The organism is Paenalicyclobacillus ferrooxydans (assembly GCF_001399675.1).
Classification (GTDB): Bacteria; Bacillota; Bacilli; order Alicyclobacillales; family Alicyclobacillaceae; genus Alicyclobacillus_B; species Alicyclobacillus_B ferrooxydans.
Genome location: NZ_LJCO01000069.1, coordinates 102,111 through 123,808 on the forward strand (window position 1 = coordinate 102,111; position 21,698 = coordinate 123,808).

Annotated in this window: 19 protein-coding genes; 16 read left to right on the forward strand and 3 right to left on the reverse strand. The window is 55.3% G+C overall.

The genetic code is table 11. The features are described from left to right. Positions 1 to 73: 73 nt before the first annotated feature. The 4 genes from kce (at position 74) to AN477_RS15780 (ending at position 4,054) form a co-directional block, all read left to right on the forward strand. Positions 74 to 904, forward strand: a complete 831-nt coding sequence (gene kce, locus AN477_RS15765) for a 3-keto-5-aminohexanoate cleavage enzyme (RefSeq protein WP_083486341.1) — start codon at positions 74 to 76, stop codon at positions 902 to 904. Between the two features lie 171 nt (positions 905 to 1,075). Continuing rightward, positions 1,076 to 1,726 carry a fructose-6-phosphate aldolase gene (fsa, locus tag AN477_RS15770; RefSeq protein WP_054970118.1) on the forward strand — a complete coding sequence of 217 codons (651 nt, stop codon included), beginning with the start codon at positions 1,076 to 1,078 and terminating at the stop codon, positions 1,724 to 1,726. A 226-nt stretch (positions 1,727 to 1,952) separates the two neighbouring features. Next, positions 1,953 to 2,657 (forward strand): 2,3,4,5-tetrahydropyridine-2,6-dicarboxylate N-acetyltransferase, encoded by a 705-nt coding sequence (gene dapD / locus AN477_RS15775; RefSeq protein ID WP_211266023.1) that lies wholly within the window; start codon positions 1,953 to 1,955, stop codon positions 2,655 to 2,657. Continuing rightward, positions 2,657 to 4,054, forward strand: coding sequence for an N-acetyldiaminopimelate deacetylase (locus AN477_RS15780; RefSeq protein WP_054970120.1), 1,398 nt, complete (start codon positions 2,657 to 2,659; stop codon positions 4,052 to 4,054). The genes dapD and AN477_RS15780 overlap by 1 nt, the downstream gene beginning before the upstream one ends. Before the next feature lie 494 nt (positions 4,055 to 4,548). Here the strand turns inward: AN477_RS15780 and AN477_RS15785 are convergent, their stop codons facing one another. Continuing rightward, a complete protein-coding gene (locus AN477_RS15785) occupies positions 4,549 to 5,718 on the reverse strand; it encodes an aminotransferase A (protein ID WP_054970121.1) in 1,170 nt (389 codons plus the stop codon). 489 nt (positions 5,719 to 6,207) lie between these two features. Between AN477_RS15785 and glpX the strand changes: the two genes are divergently transcribed. The 7 genes from glpX to AN477_RS23850 all read left to right on the forward strand — a co-directional run bounded on the left by glpX (position 6,208) and on the right by AN477_RS23850 (position 14,612). Then, the gene (gene glpX, locus AN477_RS15790; RefSeq protein ID WP_054970122.1) at positions 6,208 to 7,206 is read left to right on the forward strand and encodes a class II fructose-bisphosphatase; all 999 of its coding nucleotides are present in this window, start codon (positions 6,208 to 6,210) and stop codon (positions 7,204 to 7,206) included. A gap of 414 nt (positions 7,207 to 7,620) precedes the next feature. Next, complete coding sequence (gene rho, locus AN477_RS15800) at positions 7,621 to 8,877, forward strand: transcription termination factor Rho (RefSeq protein WP_054970124.1); 1,257 nt, start codon at positions 7,621 to 7,623, stop codon at positions 8,875 to 8,877. A gap of 234 nt (positions 8,878 to 9,111) precedes the next feature. Then, entirely contained in the window at positions 9,112 to 9,327 is a 216-nt protein-coding gene (gene rpmE, locus AN477_RS15805) for a 50S ribosomal protein L31 (RefSeq protein ID WP_054970125.1), read from the forward strand. Between the two features lie 277 nt (positions 9,328 to 9,604). Beyond that, the gene (gene prfA, locus AN477_RS15810) at positions 9,605 to 10,675 is read left to right on the forward strand and encodes a peptide chain release factor 1 (RefSeq protein WP_054970126.1); all 1,071 of its coding nucleotides are present in this window, start codon (positions 9,605 to 9,607) and stop codon (positions 10,673 to 10,675) included. Further along, positions 10,675 to 11,694 carry a peptide chain release factor N(5)-glutamine methyltransferase gene (gene prmC / locus AN477_RS15815; protein ID WP_054970127.1) on the forward strand — a complete coding sequence of 340 codons (1,020 nt, stop codon included), beginning with the start codon at positions 10,675 to 10,677 and terminating at the stop codon, positions 11,692 to 11,694. Before prfA ends, prmC begins: the two co-directional genes overlap by 1 nt. A 709-nt stretch (positions 11,695 to 12,403) precedes the next feature. Further along, complete coding sequence (gene spoIIR / locus AN477_RS15825; protein ID WP_054970129.1) at positions 12,404 to 13,201, forward strand: stage II sporulation protein R; 798 nt, start codon at positions 12,404 to 12,406, stop codon at positions 13,199 to 13,201. Positions 13,202 to 13,496: 295 nt separating this feature from the next. Beyond that, on the forward strand, positions 13,497 to 14,612 hold the full coding sequence (locus AN477_RS23850) for an L-threonylcarbamoyladenylate synthase (protein WP_083486351.1): 1,116 nt from the start codon (positions 13,497 to 13,499) through the stop codon (positions 14,610 to 14,612). On the opposite strand, the gene AN477_RS15840 is transcribed toward AN477_RS23850, so the two are convergent. Beyond that, the gene (locus AN477_RS15840) at positions 14,506 to 16,449 is read right to left on the reverse strand and encodes an SGNH/GDSL hydrolase family protein (protein WP_054970132.1); all 1,944 of its coding nucleotides are present in this window, start codon (positions 16,447 to 16,449) and stop codon (positions 14,506 to 14,508) included. The genes AN477_RS23850 and AN477_RS15840 overlap by 107 nt on opposite strands. Positions 16,450 to 16,855: 406 nt before the next feature. Between AN477_RS15840 and AN477_RS15845 the strand changes: the two genes are divergently transcribed. Continuing rightward, a complete protein-coding gene (locus AN477_RS15845; RefSeq protein ID WP_245631854.1) occupies positions 16,856 to 17,416 on the forward strand; it encodes a manganese efflux pump MntP in 561 nt (186 codons plus the stop codon). A 42-nt stretch (positions 17,417 to 17,458) separates the two neighbouring features. Here the strand turns inward: AN477_RS15845 and AN477_RS15850 are convergent, their stop codons facing one another. Then, positions 17,459 to 18,058, reverse strand: coding sequence for a hypothetical protein (locus AN477_RS15850; protein WP_054970133.1), 600 nt, complete (start codon positions 18,056 to 18,058; stop codon positions 17,459 to 17,461). Positions 18,059 to 18,257: 199 nt separating this feature from the next. Between AN477_RS15850 and AN477_RS15855 the strand changes: the two genes are divergently transcribed. From AN477_RS15855 to glyA, 4 genes are all read left to right on the forward strand, one after another. After that, the gene (locus AN477_RS15855) at positions 18,258 to 18,932 is read left to right on the forward strand and encodes a low molecular weight protein arginine phosphatase (protein WP_054970134.1); all 675 of its coding nucleotides are present in this window, start codon (positions 18,258 to 18,260) and stop codon (positions 18,930 to 18,932) included. Further along, positions 18,929 to 19,378: a ribose 5-phosphate isomerase B gene (gene rpiB, locus AN477_RS15860; RefSeq protein ID WP_054970135.1), complete on the forward strand. Its 450-nt coding sequence runs from the start codon at positions 18,929 to 18,931 to the stop codon at positions 19,376 to 19,378. The genes AN477_RS15855 and rpiB overlap by 4 nt, the downstream gene beginning before the upstream one ends. Further along, positions 19,366 to 19,968 (forward strand): TIGR01440 family protein, encoded by a 603-nt coding sequence (locus AN477_RS15865; RefSeq protein WP_157062004.1) that lies wholly within the window; start codon positions 19,366 to 19,368, stop codon positions 19,966 to 19,968. The genes rpiB and AN477_RS15865 overlap by 13 nt, the downstream gene beginning before the upstream one ends. A gap of 241 nt (positions 19,969 to 20,209) precedes the next feature. After that, positions 20,210 to 21,466, forward strand: a complete 1,257-nt coding sequence (glyA, locus tag AN477_RS15870) for a serine hydroxymethyltransferase (RefSeq protein ID WP_054970137.1) — start codon at positions 20,210 to 20,212, stop codon at positions 21,464 to 21,466. Positions 21,467 to 21,698: the final 232 nt, after the last annotated feature.

A 21,698-nucleotide genomic window follows, 5' to 3' on the forward strand; every position in this document is an offset into this window, starting at 1 on the left:
ACTATGCCTTGCCCAGGCGTGATTTGAACAGCAAAGGGCCAAGTGAAAGGTCTCATAAAGTGACGACAAGGCGGTGAGTGATACGGATAAGCTCATCATCACAGCGGCGATGGTTGGGGCGGAGACAATGCCATCGGATCAGCCAAACCTCCCCATCACGCCGGAACAGATTGCGGATGCAGCAAAGGCTTGCCGGGACGCAGGCGCGAGCATCTGCCATCTTCATGTACGCACGGACGATGCGAGGCCGACTCAGGATAAGGAGCGGTTTCGCGAGACGATTGAAGCCATTCGCGAGAAAACGGACATTATTGTGCAGGTGTCAACTGGCGGAGCCGTTTGGATGACACCTGAGGAACGCCTGCAACCCATTGAACTGGCTCCGGAGATGGCAACGCTCACGTGCGGGACGGTCAACTTCGGTAAAGAGGTGTTTTGGAACAGTCCAGAACTGCTCGAACGGTTTGCCTCGGAGTTTCAGAAGCGGGGGGTCCGCCCGGAATTCGAGATTTTTGATTCTGGAATGATCGCGAATGCAATGAATTTAGCAAAGCTTGGCCTTGTTGAACCACCGTTTCATTTCGACTTTGTGCTGGGGGTTCCGGGCGCACTTCCGGCGAGTGCGAAGAACCTGTTGTTCCTAATGGAATCCATTCCTGCGGGCGCAAGTTGGTCAGTTGCAGGAATTGGCAGGCACCAATTGCCGATGGCAGCGCTTGCAATTCCACTTGGCGGGCATGTACGGGTTGGATTTGAGGATAATATCTATTATCGTAAAGGAGAACTTGCGATCAGCAATGCGCAGTTGGTCGAACGTGTGGCACGAATTGCAGCTGAGCTAGATCGGCCTGTGGCCACACCAGACGAAGCACGAGCACTGCTTGGTATTCCGCGAAAAGCATAAAACCGTTCGTGGGCACAACTCCTTTGTGGGAACAACTCCTTCGTGGAAACAACTCCGATGACAGGTCAGATCATGCGATTTGGCCTGTAGACGTTTTGGACACCACGAGACGGTCCTTAGAATGTAGCGGGAGTGCTTGTTCGAAATATAAAAATATAGGGGTGGAGCCAAGTGAAACTGTTTATCGACACAGCGAATGTCTCGGAAATCAAGGATGCCGCAGAAATGGGAATTTTGGCTGGTGTCACGACGAACCCAAGCTTAGTCGCAAAAGAAGGCCGTGACTTTGTGCAGGTCTTGAAAGAGATCCTGGAGATTGTCGACGGACCCATCAGCGCTGAGGTCATTAGCCTGGATGCAGATGGCATGGTTGAGGAAGGCGAAAAGTATGCCGCGATGCACAAAAACATCGTCGTCAAGGTGCCGATGACATCGGAAGGCCTGAAGGCTGTGCACCGCTTCGCACAGAAGGGCATCCGCACCAATGTTACGTTGGTCTTCAGCGCGAACCAGGCACTGTTGGCAGCGCGGGCGGGTGCATCGTTTGTCAGCCCGTTCATTGGCCGTCTCGATGATATCAGCTATGACGGCGTGGAATTGATCCGCGACATCAGCACCATCTTTGACATCCATGGGATCGACACTGAGATCATCGCGGCAAGTATCCGACACCCAATGCACGTGACTCAGGCTGCTTTGGCTGGCGCGCATATTGCCACCTGCCCGTACAGTGTCCTCGATAAGATGACGAAGCACCCACTCACCGACCAAGGTATTGAACGCTTCTTGGCGGATTGGAGCACGGTCGCAAACAAGAAGTAAGCAGAGTAGCGTATGTGTTTGGGCTCACCTTCAGTCGCAGGCCGGATGACCAGGCTCACTGGGGTCGGTGGCAGGCCTGCTGACACGCCCATGCGTCTGTGGCATCGGCGGCTCAGATGTCGTCTGGCATGGACTACAATGAACAGCTTTTCCGGGTAAATCATCGTGCCCGCGTGCCAACGGCCGCGGGCTACATTTTAGTTTAGTCTTGGAAGGGGATAACCGGATCGTGGACGCGGAGCAAATTATTGAGTTTATTCGATCAAGCGAAAAGAAGACGCCCGTCAAGGTGTACTTAAAGGGCCGTCTGAGTGAGATTCAGTTTGGCGAGAGCATACATACGTTCATCAACGATTCTACGGGTGTTGTCTTTGGCGAGTGGAAAGACTTGCAACCCGTCCTCGAAGCCCACGCAGACGCGATTGAGGATATGGTGATTGAGAATGACCGTCGCAATTCGGCGATCCCGCTCCTCGACCTCAAGGGCATCCACGCCCGCATTGAGCCGGGGGCAATCATTCGCGATCAGGTCGAGATCGGCAACAACGCAGTCATCATGATGGGGGCTTCCATCAACATCGGAGCTGTCATTGGCGAAGGCACGATGATCGACATGAACGCGGTCGTCGGCGGTCGCGGCATCATCGGGAAGAACTGTCACATCGGTGCAGGCTCGGTCGTCGCCGGCGTCGTAGAGCCGCCATCGGCTAAGCCGGTTGTGATTGAGGATAACGTTTTGGTCGGGGCGAACGCCGTCATTCTAGAGGGTGTCCGAGTTGGCAAGGGATCGGTTGTGGCGGCGGGTGCCATCGTGATCGAAGACGTGCCGGAAAACGTTGTTGTCGCTGGCGTCCCGGCCCGCGTGATTAAGCAGATCGACAGCAAGACGCAGTCGAAAATCGAGATCAAGCAGGAACTGAGGCAACTCTAATGCAGGACGTACAGGTGTACGACGGTCTGACGTTAACCCAAATTCGTCGGCGGCTTCATGAGATCCCTGAGCCTGGCTATGAGGAGTTTGAAACGCAAGCGCAACTGCTGGCATGGATCTCTACCCTCCCGCAGGACAACATCGAGGTCAAGACCTGGCGCACGGGCGTGTTAGTCATGGTGCGCGGCACGGAGGCTGCTGGCGCCGGAGCTGAGGCCGGGGCCGGGGCTGACGTGGGGACTGTTGGAGCTGGCGCTGGAGCTGGCGCTGAGGCCGGGGCTGGAGCGGGGGCTGAGGCCGGGGCTGGAGCTGGGACTGTTGGCGCGGCGGGTGGAGCGGGATTCACCATTGGTTATCGGACAGACATCGATGGCTTGCCGATTGTCGAAGAGACTTCGTATGACTTCAAGTCTACCCATCCCGGCTTTATGCACGCGTGCGGGCACGACATGCACATGTCGATCGCGCTCGGCGTCTTACGCCACTTCGCAGTTCATCCGCCGAAGCAAAACCTGCTGATGGTGTTTCAACCTGCGGAAGAGGGCCCTGGGGGCGCCAAACCGATGCTTGTGAGCGATGAGTTCAACCTCTGGCGGCCGGACATGATGCTCGCGCTTCATATCGCACCTGAGTACCCTGTTGGTACGATTGCCACTCGCGAAGGCCTGTTGTTCGCGAACACGTCGGAGCTTTTCATCGATCTCGTCGGCCTCGGCGGCCATGCGGCCTACCCGCATCGGACCCGAGACATGATTGTTGCTGGTGCCCATCTGATCACGCAACTGCAGAGCATCGTTTCCCGCAATGTCGATCCGCTCGACTCCGCCGTCGTCACCATCGGGAAGCTCACCGGGGGTACGAAGCAAAACATCATCGCCGAAACAGCGCGCCTCGAAGGTACCATTCGAACGATGTCCATGACTGCAATGAAGGCCGTCAAGGCACGCATTGAAGCGCTGGTCAAGGGCATTGAGGTTGGGTTTGAGTGTAAAGCGACCATTGATTACGGCGCCAACTACACACAGGTCTGGAACGACAGCGGTCTGACGCAGGAGTTTATGGAGTTCGTGCAGGGGATGGGTGCGTTAGATGGGTTAGGCGAGCGGCATCAGGCGCAGGCAGAACAAAAGGCCGAAGCGCAAGCCATACGCCAGGCACGCGGGGTAACAGACACCGGCGGCCAGCTCTCAGTCGAGTTGGTTGAATGCGGGCCTGCGATGACGGGGGAAGATTTCGGCGATTTCCTCGCTAAAATTCCAGGATTCATGTTTTGGCTCGGAGTCGATACACCGTACGGACTACATCACAGTAAAATTGAGCCGAATGAAGGAGCCATTGAAGTGGCTGTCGGACTTATCACCCGTTACATCGAGTGGAAGTGCGAGCGAGGCTTGTAGGGCTTGTAGGGCTTGTTCGAACCAATGAAATGAGGAAGGCAGGCCTCCGGCCTGCCTCTCCATATTAAATGCTCTAAACAACCTGGAATGCGCTGAATAACGTACCATTTGTCTCTTAATCCGGATTTCAAGCCACCGTCAGCTTAAACAGCAAACAAATTTTCCCTTATGGCTCGCTGTCGGGGCTATTTTGCCGACCTGAAGCCCCATAGCGGAAGTTTTCTCCTCTAAAAGTCGCCAGACTGCCCGAAATCAGTCAACAACGAACAAACCTTCCCTTACAGCGTGTGCTCTGCACTAAGTTGTGACTTCAGGGCCAGTACATCAGGTGACCGGACCGTCAATCGACTGGCCGCGCAGCGATGTCCGGGCGTTTTAAAGGAACAGAGTTCCGCTAAGGCCACCGTTCCCCCCTGCTCCCGTCCTGCTCCCGTCCTGCTCCCACCCCGGCGCCCCGTCACCACCACCCCGGGGCCCTACCACGCCCACCATAATCACCCCAGCGACTTCACAAACCGCTCCATCCGGTTCAGGCCTTCCGCCAAGGTCTCTATGAAGACGGCATACGAGATTCTGACGTGCCCTTCGCCAGTCTCTGAGAAGGCGGTCCCAGGGACCACAGCAACGAGCGCCTCGGCCAACATCCGGACTGCGAAATCCCACGATGACAACCCAAACTTCGAGATCGACGGGAACACATAGAATGCCCCGCTCGGTCTTGTGACCTCAAGCCCCATTTGCTCGAGCCTGTCGCATACATAATCACGCCGATCCCGATACACCTTCCGCATTTCACTCGCATCATCGATGCCGTTTGTGAGTGCTTCGAGGGCTGCAGCTTGGCTGACGCTGCTCGCACAGGTGGCGTTGTATTGATGCACCTTTAGCATCTGATTCGATATGTAAGCCGGGGCAAACGTAAACCCGATGCGCCATCCGGTCATGGCGTGCGACTTTGATAATCCGTTCACCACAATGGTCTTCTCTCTCATCCCAGGGAAGGTCGCAATCGATTGATGTTCCCCTTCATACACCAGTTCGCTGTAGATTTCGTCCGAGATGATAAACAGGTTCTTGTCCCTCAGCAGATCAGCTATCCGACGTAGTTCATCTGCCGGCAGGGTGCACCCGGTCGGGTTAGACGGATACGGGAGAATCACACAACGCGTTCGGTCTGTCAGGTGCCGCTCCAGTTTCTCTGCGGTCAGGATGAAATCCGAGTCCCGTGTATCCACGTAGACAGGATGGGCGAGTGCCATGCGGATAAGCGGCTCATACGCAGGATACACAGGCCCTGGGAGAACGACTTCGCATCCTGGCTCGAGAATCGCGCGCAGTACGATGTCAATCGCCTCACTGACACCATTGGTTGTGATAATCTCGTCCTCGGCCCGGTAGCGAAGGCCGTATCTTTGCTCAACAAAATAGCTCGCCGCACGGCGTACCTCAATCGTGCCAGCGTTATGGGTGTACGTCGTCTGATTTTCGTCGATAGCTCGTTTGGCAGCTTCCTTCACATGATCCGGTGTGGGGAAATCCGGCTGCCCAATCGTGAGCGACAGCGCTCCAGGATGGTTGGGGATCAAGTTGAACAAACGCCGGATCCCGGAAATTTGGATATCCTTCACCTGCGGATTCAGCAGGGCTTCTAGCGAGGTCTCCATACGAGCATCTCCTTGTTTAACGCGGTTTCCAAAAATATATCACACCGTTGGGACGAGGAGAGAGCAGATATCACTTTGCAGTGGATTGGGCTCGTCTCACCGTCCCGCGAGCCTAGAGCTCCGCGAGCCTGAAGGTTCGCAAGTCTGAAGGTTCGCAAGTCTGAAGGTTCGCAAGCCTAGAGGTCCGCAAGCCTAGAGGTCCGCAAGCCTAGAGGTCCGCAAGCCTGAAGGTTCGCAGGTTTGGAGGTCCGCAAGCCTGGACGTCGGTAAACCTAGAGGTCCGCAAGCCTGAAGGTTCGCGAGCCTGAAGGTCCGCAAGCCTGAAGGTTCCCAGGTTTGGACCATCGCAGCGCTGGCGGTCTGAAATTCGGAAGTCCGGAAATCCGCCAATATTGCCTGTACTATGTTGTGTCACATATTGATAAATGTGTTATATTATTAAATCGAAAAGTATATACGGGTTTTCAATCATCAGAGGGGGACATGACCGTGGACAGAGAACTGGCACTTGAAATTGCACGTGTCACGGAGATGGCTGCACTAAACTGCGCGCGTTGGATGGGGCGCGGTCGCAAGATGGAAGCGGATGACGCCGCGACCACCGCCATGCGACGCATGTTCGATACGGTGCAGATGGACGGTATTGTTGTGATCGGTGAGGGTGAGATGGATGAAGCGCCGATGCTCTATATCGGGGAGAAACTCGGGACCGGATCGGAACCGCGTGTAGACGTCGCTGTCGATCCGCTCGAGGGCACCAACATCCTCGCCAAAGGTACGTGGAACGCGATGTCTGTGGTAGCTGTAGCGCCCCGTGGCACGCTGCTTCATGCGCCGGATATGTATATGGACAAGATCGCCGTGGGACCCCGTGCGAAAGGCAAAATTCATCTCGATGCCACCATTGAAGAGAATCTGAAGGCCGTCGCAAAGGCCACGGACAAAGACGTTCAGGATGTGGTTGCTGTTATCCTTGACCGTCCCCGCCACGCACATATCATCGAACAAGTCCGTGCGGCAGGAGCACGTATTCGCCTCATCTCAGATGGCGACGTGGCCGCAGCACTCAACACAGCATTTGAAGATACCGGTGTTGACATTCTGTTTGGATCCGGTGGCGCTCCCGAAGGCGTCCTCTCCGCCGCAGCCCTCAAGTGCCTCGGTGGTGAAATGCAAGGACGACTCCTGCCGGAAGATGAAGCCCAGATGCTTCGTTGCCGGGAAATGGGCATTGATGATGTGAGTCGCGTTTTATATATGGACGATCTCGTTCAAGGCGACGATGCCATCTTTGCTGCAACCGGTGTTACGGATGGTGAATTGCTTCGGGGTGTGCGCATGATCGGCAAGTCCCGGGCCCGTACCCATTCCATCGTCATGCGGGCGAAAACAGGCACAGTTCGGTTCATCGAAGCCGTGCACGATCTGACCCGTAAACCAGGTGTGACTGACGGCACGCTCAGTATGGCAGGCTCATCGTCTTTGTAACACACTTTTGCGCAGCGGGGGGTCCCAAATCCATAGCCCTTCCTATCCAGCGGAGGGTTTCAATCGGCATTGGCGCTGGGGCGCCTGCGTCAGGGTCTCCTCGTCCTGCAAGTGCCCCCTCCGGATAGCGCAGCGAACGGAGCCGCACTAAACGGAGCCGCAGCGAACGAAGCCGCACTAAACGAAGCCGCACTAAACGGAGCCGCACTAAAATGCGTCAAAGGGTATCAAAAGCCCCGGGAATTACCTCCCCTTTGAGCCTCACTAATCTTTTAAGAGGGAATCCTGAATGAAAATTCGTGCGGCGATCCACTTCGTGACGGCATAGAATAGGATTACGCGGGTAAACATGATATAATGCAAGCGATTTACTGCTTGCTGTGAAGGGTGCGTTAAGAATGTGGGGGACGCTTATTGGACATTAAAGAACTAGAATCAAAAAAACTGACAGAGTTGTATCAGTATGCAAAGGAATACCAAATTCCGTATTACGGGAACATGAAGAAACGCGAACTCATTTTTGCTATCCTACGTGCCCAAGCGGAGAAAGACGGGTTGATGTTTGCCGAGGGTGTCCTCGAAATCATGCAGGACGGCTTTGGATTCCTCAGACCGATTGGTTATCTTCCCAGCGCAGAAGACATCTACGTTGCAGCTTCACAGATTCGACGCTTTGATCTCAGAACAGGTGACGTTGTTTCCGGTAAGGTTCGCCCACCCAAAGACAACGAACGATATTTCGGCCTGTTGCACGTCGAAGCCGTCAACGGTGTAAGCCCGCAAGAAGCAATGGAAAGATTGCATTTCCCCGCGTTAACACCTTTGTTTCCTGAAGTTCACATGGTTACAGAGACAACACCAGAACGGGTAGCAACAAGACTCATTGATTTATTTGCCCCGATCGGTTTTGGTCAACGCGGTCTCATCGTCGCACCACCCAAAGCAGGCAAGACCGTTTTACTGAAGGAAATCGCCACAGCTATCACTACGAACTATCCTGAAGCCACGCTGATTGTTCTCCTGATTGACGAACGTCCTGAAGAAGTCACCGATATGCAGCGGTCCGTCAAGGGTGAGGTAATCGCCTCTACATTCGACGAAGTGCCTGAGAATCACATTAAGGTTGCTGAGTTGGTATTGGAGCGTGCACTCAGACTTGTCGAGCATAAGCGAGATGTCATCATCTTGTTGGACAGTATCACACGTTTGGCCAGAGCGTATAACCTGGTTGTTCCGCCGAGTGGACGGACATTGTCTGGCGGTATCGATCCCGCTGCATTCCACCGCCCAAAGCGCTTCTTTGGTGCTGCGCGTAAAGTTGAGGAAGGCGGCAGCTTGACCATTCTGGCAACGGCGCTGATTGACACCGGATCGCGTATGGATGACGTCATTTACGAAGAATTTAAAGGCACCGGCAACTTGGAGCTGCACCTCGACAGAAGACTTGCAGAAAAACGCGTCTTTCCTTCGCTCGATATTCGACGTTCGGGGACACGGCGTGAAGAGATGCTGTTACCAAAACCTGTGCTCGACAAGGTATGGGCGATCCGTAAATCCATGGGTGACAACCAGGACTTCACGGAACTGTTTATTCGTAAGTTCAAACATTATAAGACGAATGAAGAATTCCTCGCAGGACTCGAGATACAGCATAAAGAGAAAAAGGCATAAGGGTAGAAACGAGATGGTGTTGAGCGCAACAGGTCAGGGTTTTTAGGGCCTGGCATCAAGCTCAAGTGACAACGTCAATCACTCCTCCCTTCTCCTGTCCCGCGCCCAAGCAACTCCCTGCAAATCCAAGCCGAGATAAATTTACCCATTGTAAAAAGGAAGATGACAACTCGCTTTTATGGTGTTATAATGGTTCGCAGTGTCTTATGTATCCATTAAAGCGAGGTGATTTTCATGAAGACCGGAATCCATCCGGAGTACCATGCAACAACAGTCACCTGTGCCTGTGGTGCAACATACGAGACCGGATCCACTAAGGAGAACCTTCGTGTTGAAGTTTGCTCTAACTGCCACCCATTCTTCACGGGTCGACAGAAGTTCCTCGATGTAGGCGGACGTGTAGAGAAGTTCAACAAGAAGTACGGACTCGCATCACAGAACCAGGAATAACAAAGGAATTGACGAGGCCAGGCAGTCGTCTGCCTGGCTTCAGTTTAAGACCCGAGGTTTCTTTAAACAGACCTTTCAAAGCCAAGCAGGACTTTCGCGCGTATCGGGGTTGCTGTCGAGACAGCTGTCACCGTCGGTCTCGAAGGGTTCTGACTTGGCTTTTTGTAACGGATAGATGCTTTGTGCAACCGACAGATGCTTTTTTGTAAATGACAGGTGCGTCGCAGATACATGTTTTTTTAAAATGATAGATGATGAAGATAATGAGGTGTCGGCCATGTTCGACCGTTTAGAATCCATTCTGGACAGATACAACCAGTTGGGGAACTGGCTGTGCGATCCAGACATCGTCAGCGACCCAGAAAAACTGAAAAAATACTCTAAAGAGCAGTCTGACCTGAGCGAGACGGTCGAGGCCTACCAAGCATACAAGCAAGCGCAGCAGCGGATCGCCGAAGCGAAAGAGATGCTGCAGGAGAAACTCGACGATGAAATGCGCGACTTCGTGAAGCAGGAGATTGACGAGAGCTCCAAGGAGATTGAGCGGTTGCAGCAGGAACTGCAAGTGCTCCTGTTGCCGAAGGATCCGAACGACGACAAAAACGTCTTCCTCGAAATCCGCGCGGCTGCAGGCGGCGAAGAGGCAGCCTTGTTTGCCGCACGCCTGCTCCGTATGTATTCGCGTTATGCGGAACGCAGTGGCTGGAAGACGGAGATTATTGATGCCAACTACACGGATATTGATGGGTTCCGTCAGGTCGTCATGTCGATCCTCGGTAAGGGTGCCTACAGCAAGCTGAAGTTTGAGAGCGGAACGCACCGGGTGCAGCGTGTCCCGGTGACGGAGTCGGGCGGACGTATCCACACCTCCACTGTCACCGTGGCAGTGATGCCTGAGGTGGAGGACATCGAGATCGATATCCAGGATAAAGACGTTCGCATTGATCTCTTCTGCGCAACTGGACCAGGCGGACAGAGTGTCAACACGACTCAGTCTGCGGTTCGCTTAACGCACTTACCGACCGGTATCGTGGTGTCGTGTCAAGACGAAAAGTCGCAGCTGAAGAACAAAGACAAGGCGATGAAGGTCCTGCGCGCTCGTTTGTACGAGAAGTACGAGATGGAGCAGAAGGCCGAACTCGACGCCAACCGCAAGAGCCAGGTCGGCACAGGCGATAGAAGCGAGCGCATCCGAACCTACAACTTCCCGCAGAGCCGGGTGACGGATCATCGGATTGGGTTTACAACGCATCGGATCGAAGAAGTCCTCGATGGCGATCTCGATGAACTCATCCAGAGTCTCATCGTAGCTGAGAGATCGGAATTGCTGACCGCGGCGGAGGCATGATGGACGACGGGATGGACGACGGGATGGACGACGGGATGGACGACGGGATGGACGACGGGATGGACGACGTACAGAGAGTCGGGCAAGCTCTGCAAGTTGCGCTAAACAAGTTATTGGAGTCCTCAGGTCCGTCACAAGGCGGGCCTGTTTCCGTTGCGGATGCTTTGCAGATAGCACGCGGTGAGGCGGAATGGCTTCTTCAATCGGTGCTCGGATGGACTCCGACAAAGATGCTGATGTCACTTGGGGATCCGCTTCCGGCAGACGCTGCAAAACGCTTTTTTGAGGCAGTGAAGCGCCGATCCGCTGGGGAGCCCATCCAGTACATCATTGGCGAGGCACCCTTTTACGGACGATGGTTTCACGTTGAACCGGGTTGTCTCATCCCGCGGCCGGAGACAGAATTACTCGTTGAGGCCGTCGTTACATATATCCACGACGTACATCGAGGGAACGTGCACGGCCTGACAGGAGGAGCATACAGCGACCATCTGCGGGTGGCGGATATCGGCACAGGAAGCGGAGCCATCGCTGTGACCGTCGCCTTGGAGTGTCCGGGTGTCGACGTCTATGCGATTGACCTTTCGATGGATGCTCTCCGGATTGCCCGCGGCAACGCACAGGTCCATGACGCGCCTGTATCGTTTGTACATGCCGACGGCATTAACTGGCTGCGTGATTTCTCGGGCCAGATTGTTGTCAGCAACCCACCGTACATTCCTTCACAGGATATCGAGGAATTGGCGATGGACGTACGCGATCACGAACCACGCTTAGCCCTTGACGGGGGCCCAGACGGTCTCGATTTTTACAGGGGGCTGGCGTCGTTGGGTGATGGGATCTTTGCAGACGGCCCGGCAGCTATCTTTCTTGAAGTCGGAGCAGGTCAGGCACCTGCGGTCCGAGACCTGTTTGTCCACGGAACAGGTGGAGCCGATTTCAGGAGTTGGGATTTCAAAATCCTGAAAGACTTACAAGGGATTGAGCGGATCGTGAAGGGAGTCCGTGGGGATGGCTGACACGGTCAGACAGACTGTTCAAAGGGCATTGACAGAGTGGATGTGAAGGGTGCCTCAGCAAGGGTGCCTCAGCAAGGGTGCCTCAGCAAGGGTGCCTCAGCAAGGGTGCCTCAGCAAGGGTGCCCCAGATGGTTGAAAGGTGCCTCACGCGAGGGTGCCTCAGCAAGGGTGCCCCAGATGGTTGAATAAGGGAAGAAAAGTTCGTTGATCACCCGAAAATCAAAGTTCAGCGTTGGATAGAGTACAAAATTTCCCCTGTCCCCTCATAACTGAATCAAATCGGCAGTGTATCAGGTAACAAAGGAAGTTCGGTTCGTTATTTCAAGCGCGTCTTCTGAATTAGTACGGACAAGGGAAAAATATTCCCTTAAATCAACATACCCCAATGGGTATGCCTGGAGAATAGAGACCATTATGGCCGTTCGGGGTTGTTTAACGTACATGAGGAGCCTCTGACTTACCTGGCCGTCGGCGCCAAACCCTGCAATCGTGACATCCTGACATTCTCGCATTCTCGCATGCTTGCACTCGTGCCCTCCTTTGTGTAGCTCTCTGCCGTATGGACCTACGAACCCCCAACAGGGGAGCAAAGTTCATTCGCCAACCACCGTGCTTCGCACAGCACGTGATCCGTATTTTCGTGAGCCTGCGTTTAAATCTAGCAATCTGTGGCCAAACTTCCTACTAGAAATGGTAGGAGGGGTCGCTGATGAGTGTCGGAAAACGGTTGGCAGTGTTCGTGGTTGGAGTCGTATGTGTGACGGCAGTTGCCAGAGCGATGTTGGGCATAGGCGGGCCAGGCTTGACTGCGCAGCAAGGAGGCAGCAGAGCCAACACTGGCAACTCGCAAAGCGCTGTGGCACAATCACTAACGACAACACAAACCGGTAACTCATCAGCGAATAATGGGCCGATTCTGACCACTGAGGCTTACGATGTCGCAACACCGCATGATGCGCCCATCCCGCAGCAGGCGTTTCGGCTGAGGATTATCGCAAACAGTGACTCAACGCAGGACCAAAACGTGAAACGCGATGTCCGCAATGCGATTGTCATAGAGGTTGCCAAATTGGTACACGGTGCAAAGACAGAACCGGAGGCACAGGCCCGAGTGACAGCTGCCCTGCCAAAACTGCGCGCCATAGCACTCAAGGTAACCCGTCAACACGGTTTTACCTACCCTGTGAAGGCGATGGTTGGCAAGGCCCCATTTCCGACCAAACTGTATGGCAATCAGGTCTACCCAGCTGGTGAGTACAAGGCACTTGTTATTACACTGGGCAAGGGTCAAGGGCAAAACTGGTGGTGCGTTCTATTCCCACCGCTGTGCTTCATCGATATCGCTTCTGGAGATGCGGTCCCAAACACGGCAGGGTTCCCCGACCTCCCACCGCTGGAAACCATATCCATCAATGGACCGACGGGTCAGCCTGAAAAAGTACAGGTTCGCTTAGCGGTACTCGATTACGGCGAAGAGGCTTGGAAAGCGATGATGCATTGGTTCTAAACTGCAACGTTTCACGCAAGTACGAAGAGGTACCTGTTCAAGCAAGTATGAAGAGGTCCCCGTTCGCGCAAGTATGAAGAGGTCCCTGTTCACGCAAGTATGAGAAGGTCCCTTTTCGCGGAGTTATAGGAGGTTCCTTATGGAAGTCTGGCGGATCGAAGGTTTCGCATCATCTGGGAACAACGCATCGGAACACAATGTATCTGACAACGTCTCATCGGATCACAACTCGTCTGAGAGCAATATTTCATCCAACAACAATATGAAATCGAACAACAACGTGAAATCGAACAACATGAAATCCAACTTGGAAGGGAGCATCCACACAGCCGATCAACTCCGGCATGCGCTCTCTGAGCCCGCGCATCGACTTCGCCGAGGCCAGGTCATCGCATTCCCTACCGAAACCGTGTACGGTCTTGGGGCGAACGCCTGGGATGAATCCGCCGTTCAAAAGGTATTTCAGGCGAAGGGCCGCCCATCTGATAATCCGTTGATCGTCCATATCGCTGACCTGACGCAGCTTAAAGAGGTCATCAGTGACCCTGGGACAATCCCGGGTCCTGCCAAGCGGCTGATGGATGCCTTTTGGCCGGGCCCGTTAACCATTATCTTCCCTGCCCACGAGAAACTCGCCACATCTGTTCATCCAGGGATGGATACCGTTGGTGTACGCATGCCGAACCACCCGGTGGCATTAGCTCTCATTGCTGAAGCCGGGTGTCCTGTGGCTGCACCGAGTGCGAATTCGTCCGGGCGGCCGAGCCCAACTGTGGCTGAGACTGTTTTGCACGATCTCGCCGATCGGATCGACGGTGTGGTGGACGGCGGACCTTGTCAGGTGGGCTTGGAGTCCACGGTGATTGCCGTCACTGAGACCGAGGGTGTCGTTTATCGACCGGGCTGGATCACGCCAGAAGAACTCCAAGCAGCCTCAGGGGTCCCTTTCACACTCGATCCACATCTGAAAGGCGAAGGAGACAAACCAAAGTCTCCTGGGATGAAGTATCGACATTACGCTCCCGATGCACGCGTGTGGGTCTGGTGGGGCGATCCGGTGGATGTCCGGGAGGTCATCGCGGCGACGATAGCGGATCACCCGGAGTTGGAGCGAGTGGCGCTCATCTGCCCCGCGGACTTCCCGGATGTGGATGGCCTCTCGGCGAGGTGGAGTCCTGACCCAAATGCGCCGTACGAAAACGGACTTGGCCATGAACTGTACGAGCGCTTGCGCTGGGGGGACAAGATTGGCGCCGATGCGCTCTTTATCGTTGGTGTCGAGCCGAAGGGGCACGGGCTTGCACTTATGAACCGTTTGCAGAAAGCGTCAGAAGGCCGCCAGTTCCATGCGACACCGTCCCGCCAAGAGCCTTCCAAACCGCCGCTGCCGGGGCATACAAGACGCCGTTGATTCCTACAATTGGATGCGTGAGGCTCGTCGCCTCTCCGTCAATTTTGAGCAGCCAGCCTGACATCACGAGGTTGGCTGTTTGCGATCCGGTGCCACTACTCCCATCGCTCGCCGGCCCCATAGGCGAGAACACGAGACTAGTGCCGCCGCTTCCTGTATTGGCACCTGCGCTGCCCGAGCTGCCCGAGCTGCCCGAGCTGCCCGAGCTGCCAGAGCTGCCAGAGCTGCCAGAGCTGCCAGAGCTGCCAGAGCTGCCAGAGCTGCCAGAGCTGCCAGAGCTGCCAGATCCAGTGGGCGAGCCCCCAGTGCTGCGGTTCACCTTCCCAACGTTTTTGCCCCCACCTGCGCTGCTCCCATTTCCTACACCTGCCCAACTAGATTGAATAAGGCCGCTGTGCAGAGGTGTCTCAAGGGAGATGGTGCGGTCCGATCCATTCTCTTTGAACGTACCTCCGACCGCCTTCGAAATGACGCGAAGCGGCATGTATACAGTTTTGTTCCACACAAACCCGTTTCCCGAAACAGCACTCTGATCCGGCTGGTAGGTGGTGATTGATCCGTCTCGAACAGGAACCTGTTGCCCCCCGAATTGAACCTCACCCGGCCAAGGCCGCGTGAGCAGCGTGAGGTTGTTTGGCGCAACGTACCCCGTCTCGCCCGTTGGCAGCAATACCTGAACGTCCGACTTGTGGATGTCGGTCACGATGACACCTGTGTTTCCACGGATCCACCCAATCGGATTCGCGGCAAAGTTTGCTGTCGGGTAGACCAACGTCCCGGGGTTCGAAATCGCGTAGAGCCGAGGAATTGAAACCTTGGGTTTTGCCAGCGTCTGCTCGATTAAGCGGGCAAGCACCATCTGACCGGCCGCGGTCGGGTGAACATCGAGATCGTTTAACCGTACGTCCACCGCCTGCTTGTGATTGAAGGCGCTGTAGGCATTTACGACCGGGATTCCGTTCTCGGCGGCGATCTTCCAGATGGCATCGTTCGCGGGTGCGATTGCCTGCTCGGCAATGTCGTGAAGGCTGCTGCCATCGGGGAACGGATCGTACAGGTTAATGAGTACAATCGGTGCCTGTGTGTCGCTTTGCACGGTGTGGATGATTTTCGGGAGGTCTGTCACGAAACCGTTCACGGCTTGGCGCAGGATACTGCTGTCCAGCATGTCATTTTTCGGTGGCAAGGGTGTATTTGGCCGAAGGAAGATGTAGCTTGCATGCAGCAGGTCGTTGCTCCCAATATCAATCGTGACGAGACTTGCCTTTTGAAGAGCAGACTTAAACTGAGGTTGACGTACAGCGAAGAGTAGATCGTTGGACGTCCAGCCAGCCACACCGAGATCGACAGCGTTCATTCCCTCCGCTTTGGCCAGCAGAAACGGGAAGGCCTCGGGAGACGGTTGGGTTGCGGTTGATCCGGGGAGTCCAAACCCAAACGTAATCGAGTCGCCCAGGGAAACGAGCGTCTTTTGATCCGCTGTGCTTCCATTTGGCTTCGGATTCCCGCGTCCGATAGACGGGTTGGCAGATGCGTTGCCTACCGTCACAAGACCGCCTGGTTGCAGCATCGAGTTCAAATTGTTTTGCGTGGACCCTGAATTGGTTTTGGAAGATGAGCTACGGGTGGGAGATTTGGACACAGCGTCTGCTACGGCTTTCAGTTGCTCGGAGACAGAGCGAAACGCGGTCGGGATTTCGGGTCTTGGCACTTTCGCCCAGATGCCGACCGTAATGGCGACGGTGAGTACAGGGATTGCTGCAATCTGCAGGATCTGTTTTACGATTTGACGCTTGGTGCGACGGGAGGGCGTCTTATCGGGCAATGTTGGAGTCATAACGGATCGCCTCCCAGCAGATTTAGTTTCGATTGTTTCATGTGACGTCAGTTGGAGTGAGTTGGCGTCAGTTGGTGGGAGCGACATAAGGTTCCTCGGCCAAGTCAGGTTACCTAGAAACTCAGGTTCACTAGAAAATCAGGTTACATAGCCAGTTTGGGTTAGCTAGCCAGTCAGGTTATATACCCAATACCCAGTTAGGTTAGCTAGCCAGTCAGGTTATATACCCAGTCAGGCTCCTCGGCCAAATTGAGTGGTAGATTTCCTCCCGAAATTCGTTCTTCTACTAGTAATTGTACGCAGATTTGCCCCATTTGGCCACCGGCAGGCTTGTCGGGACAATCCAATCATGTCCAAACGGACAAGCGCATACAGTTTGGATAGGCAGCGAAAAGGGGGAGGCAACTTGCTCGCTCACCACATAAATGACGCGTTAGAGATCCTCATGATGGCGTTAGCACTCGGCATGGATGCATTCTCTTTAGCCGTTGGTGTAGGGTTAAAGGGAATCGACCGCAATCGGGCTATTTTTTTGTGTTTTGCGATTGGCATTTTCCACATTGTGTTGACCTTGATTGGTATATACGCGGGAATGCTGCTTCAAGGGGTGCTAGGAACCCTGGCAAAGTGGTTCGGATCGTTCCTGCTGTTTGGACTCGGGTTACACATGTTGTATTCAACGCTGTTTGCTAAAGAAGAGGATGCAAGTTCTTTGAATACGACTTACACGGGCATGATCCTGTTTGCGATTGGGGTCTCGATTGACGCTTTATCCGTTGGCTTCAGTCTTGGACTGCGAAGCACAGCCTATGGCATCGTGTCCGCGGCGACATTTGGGATTGTCGGATTGGTGATGTGTGGCGGCGGCCTTGTCATTGGTCGACGCGTAAATCGCCTCGCAGGAACGGCCGGGGAAATCCTTGGGGCGATCATCCTGCTCGGGTACGGAGTCTATTTCCTGCTGTAGTCTGGATTGGCAGTTAAAAGCCCTGACTTCGGGTCAGGGCTTTTAACTGCAGGTCAGGCTTTTAGAGGAACCGAGTTCCTCTGTGAGGCTGCGCCGCAGCTTGCGGCCGGATTTAGAGGAACTGAGTTCCGCTGTGAGGTTGCGCGGCAGCTTGCCGCTAGTTTTAAAGGAACTGAGTTCCGCTGTTAGGCTGCGCCGCAGTTTGCGGCCGGATTTAGAGGAACTGAGTTCCGCTGTTAGGTTGCGCGGCAGCTTGCGTCCGGATTTAGAGGAACCGAGTTCCTCTGTGAGGCTGCGCCGCAGTTTGCCGTCGGATTTAAAGGAACTGAGTTCCGCTGTGAGGTTGCGCCGCAGTTTGCGGCCGGTTTTAGAGGAACTGAGTTCCGCTGTGAGGTTGCGCCGCAGTTTGCCGTCGGATTTAGAGGAACTGAGTTCCGCTGTGAGGTTGCGCGGCAGCTTGCGGCCGGATTTAGAGGAACTGAGTTCCTCTGTTAGGCTGCGCGGCAGCTTGCCGCTAGTTTTAAAGGAACTGAGTTCCGCTGTTAGGCTGCGCCGCAGCTTGCGGCCGGATTTAGAGGAACTGAGTTCCGCTGTGAGGTTCCCCCTCCGCGTATTTTCTCGACAGCTTTGCGCGAATGACATGACGGATAGGCCTTCGGGACTTCAACGGAAACCATAGGCCTGTGGGGCTTCAACGGAAACGATAGGCCTTCGGGACTTCAACGGAAACGATAGGCCTTCGGGGGTTCAATGGAAAGGATAGGCTTGGGGAAGTTTAACGGAAAGGATATACTGACGAGAGAGAATACATGATGAAGCCTTCAGATGGGAGGCGGCTGACGTGCACTTGTTGTTCGTTTGTACAGGAAACACGTGTCGCAGCCCGATGGCGGCTGCCATGGCACAAACAATGATCGCTGAGCGCAACCTCCCGTGGACGGTTGCGTCCGCCGGCTTGGCTGCTGCAAACGGGTTGCCCATGTCACCTTTATCAGCGCAAACGCTGACGAGGCGGCACATTCCCCTGCCACAGCATCGTTCATCCATGTTGCGCAATGAGATGGTGGACAAGGCGGACCTGATTCTGTGCATGACTGAAGGTCACGCTGCACAGGTCAGACGCCAGTTCCCGCAGGCGGCGGAAAAGGTGCACTGTCTCGGGGAGTATCGCCGGCCCGCCGAACAAAGCCCGCATCCAGACGACGGGTCAGCAGGTGGTGCAGGCAGAACAGGTGACGCGGGCAGCATAGGCCACAATGCGAGGGATAAAGGAGCGAGGCCAGATGGAGCGGATCGCACCGGACACCGCCGATCTCGACATGGTTCATCGTGTGACATTGTCGATCCGTTTGGCGGATCGGATGAAGATTACGAGCAGGCAGCGCGTGACATTGAGTCCGCCTTGGCAGGGCTTTTTAAGGCGTTGACGGCGAGAGATGCAAACCCGCCGGGGAAGGCGGAAGGGGACGATGCGGATGGCGGATCGCCCACTGGAGAAGGAGGAACGCGATCGTGAAGGTGGCAATCGCAAGTGATCATGCTGGTTTTCGGCTCAAACAAGAGCTGCTCGGGGCATTGAAGGAGTTGAACGTTGACTTTGACGATCTCGGCACGTTTGATGAGCAGTCTGTCGACTACCCGGACTACGGAAAAAAGGTCGCAGAAGGAGTCGCGAAGGGACAGTATGATCGCGGTGTGCTCGTCTGCGGAACAGGACTTGGCATGGCGATTACGGCCAACAAAGTCCGTGGTGTACGGGCGATTACGGCCCACGACGTGTTTTCGGCGAAGATGTCTCGTCTGCACAATGATGCCAATGTCCTCACGATGGGCGAGCGCGTTGTCGGACCAGGATTGGCTGCTGAGGTACTCACGGCTTGGTTGGCTACCGAGTTTGAGGGCGGTCGCCACCAGCGACGGGTGGACAAGATGACGGCCTTGGAAGAGGCGTGGGTAAATTGACGGCGGATGGCGTTCGAGAGGATCTCATTGCAAAACAACTGAGGGAATCCCTCGAGGACTTGCAGGAGCAGGCGCATCTCGGGCCGGGCGGTTTGCTTGTCATCGGCGCGTCCACCAGCGAGGTGGCTGGAAGGCGCATCGGGACGGCGACGTCATTGGCGGTGGGGAGCGTGATCGCCAAAGAAGCGATAGCATTTGCTGCATCTGTCGGCTGTGACGTGGCGTTTCAGTGCTGCGAGCATCTCAACCGGGCCCTTGTGGTTCGAAAGGCGCTTCTCAAGGAGCGTGGTTGGTTTGAGGTGATGGCCCGTCCTGTACCGGGGGCCGGAGGTGCTGTCGCCGCGAGTGCGTATGTTCAACTCGAGGGCGCATGTCTCGTTGAAACGATTCAGGCGGATGCGGGCATTGATATCGGGGACACCTTTATCGGCATGCACCTGAAACGCGTTGCGGTGCCTGTGCGGGGAAGGCATCGTGAAGTCGGGGAGGCACACTTAACCATGGCGAGAACGCGGCCGCCGCTTATCGGGGGAGCGCGTGCAGTGTATGATGAGGATGTATTCCGGGAACGCCTCGGACTGAAGGATTAGTCTCGGATTGAAGAACTGGTTTCGGACTGAAGGATTAGTCGTAGATTGAAGAACTGGTTTCGGATTGAGGGATTAGTCTGGAATGGGAACACTCGGGTGGCTCGGGCAGAACGAGGGCGGGTGTATGCACCAAAATGTGCGCATGCACTCAGGGTGAGCGCATGAGCGCATGCACCCAGGGCGAGCGCTTGGGAGCAAAACGAAAGCGGGATAGATAGGGACTTGGGGAGGCAGATGTTAGATGACCATGCTTGGCGATTGGGATCCGGAAATTGCACGCGCGATGGAGCAGGAACTTTCACGTCAGCGTGACAAGATTGAATTGATTGCGTCAGAGAACTTTGTCAGCGAAGCGGTTATGAACGCGATGGGCAGCGTATTGACGAACAAGTACGCAGAAGGTTACCCGGGACGCCGCTACTATGGCGGCTGCGAGTACGTAGACGTTGTGGAAGATATTGCCCGCGACCGGGCAAAGAAACTGTTTGGAGCGGAGCACGCGAACGTCCAACCGCACTCTGGGGCTCAAGCAAATATGGCAGTTTACTTCAGTGCACTTCAGCCTGGCGATACCGTCCTCGGAATGAACTTGGCGCACGGCGGCCACCTGACGCACGGAAGTCCGGTCAACTTCTCCGGCACACTGTATAACTTTGTCGCCTACGGCGTGGACGAAACCACACAGACTATTGACTATGACAAGGTTTTGGAGATTGCGAAGGAACATCGCCCGAAAATGCTCGTCGCGGGGGCTAGTGCATATCCCCGGACCATCGACTTCCAGAAGATGCGTGAAATTGCCGACGAAGTCGGCGCACTTCTGTTCGTCGACATGGCTCACATCGCGGGCCTTGTTGCGACCGGTCATCATCCATCACCGATTCCCTATGCCCATTACACGACCACAACCACGCATAAGACGCTGCGGGGGCCGCGCGGGGGCATGATCCTGACCTCATCGGATCAGGCAAAGGCGATTGACAAGTCTGTCTTCCCTGGCGTTCAAGGCGGCCCGCTGATGCATGTGATTGCTGCGAAGGCCGTAGCATTTGGCGAGGCACTGAAGCCGGAGTTTACAACATACTCGGAGAACATCGTGAAGAACGCGAAGGCGTTGGCTGCTGGGCTTATCGATCGCGGTTTCACCCTCGTCTCCGGCGGCACGGATAACCACCTCATCTTGATCGACCTGCGCAACCTCGGCGTGACGGGCAAAGAGGCGGAGCACCGGTTGGACGAGATCGGCGTGACGGTCAACAAGAACTCGATTCCGTTCGATCCGGCGAAACCAATGGTCACAAGCGGCATCCGTATCGGGACACCAGCTGTGACGACTCGCGGCTTTGGTGAGGCGGAGATGGATCAGATCGCGGAGATCTTCCGGATCACGCTCGCTACTGACTTCTCCGAAGGCGACATGTCGGCAGCGCGCAAAGCGGTTGAAGCGCTCACCTCGCGCTTCCCGATGTATCCAGGCCTGTCGTACGTGGGAGCCTAAGGGCGCGAGCTAGCCCGGCGGGGCTGCATAGGCCCGGCTTACATAGGCCGCATCAGCATGGGGCTGGATTGCATAGGCCTGGCTTGCATAGGCCTGGCTTACATGGCCGTATCAGCATGGGGCCGGATTGCATAGGCCTGGCTTACATAAGCCGCATTGGCATGGAGCCGGATTGCATAGGCCTGGCTTACATGGCCGCATTGGCAGGTTTGCCAGGACTCACATAGGCCAC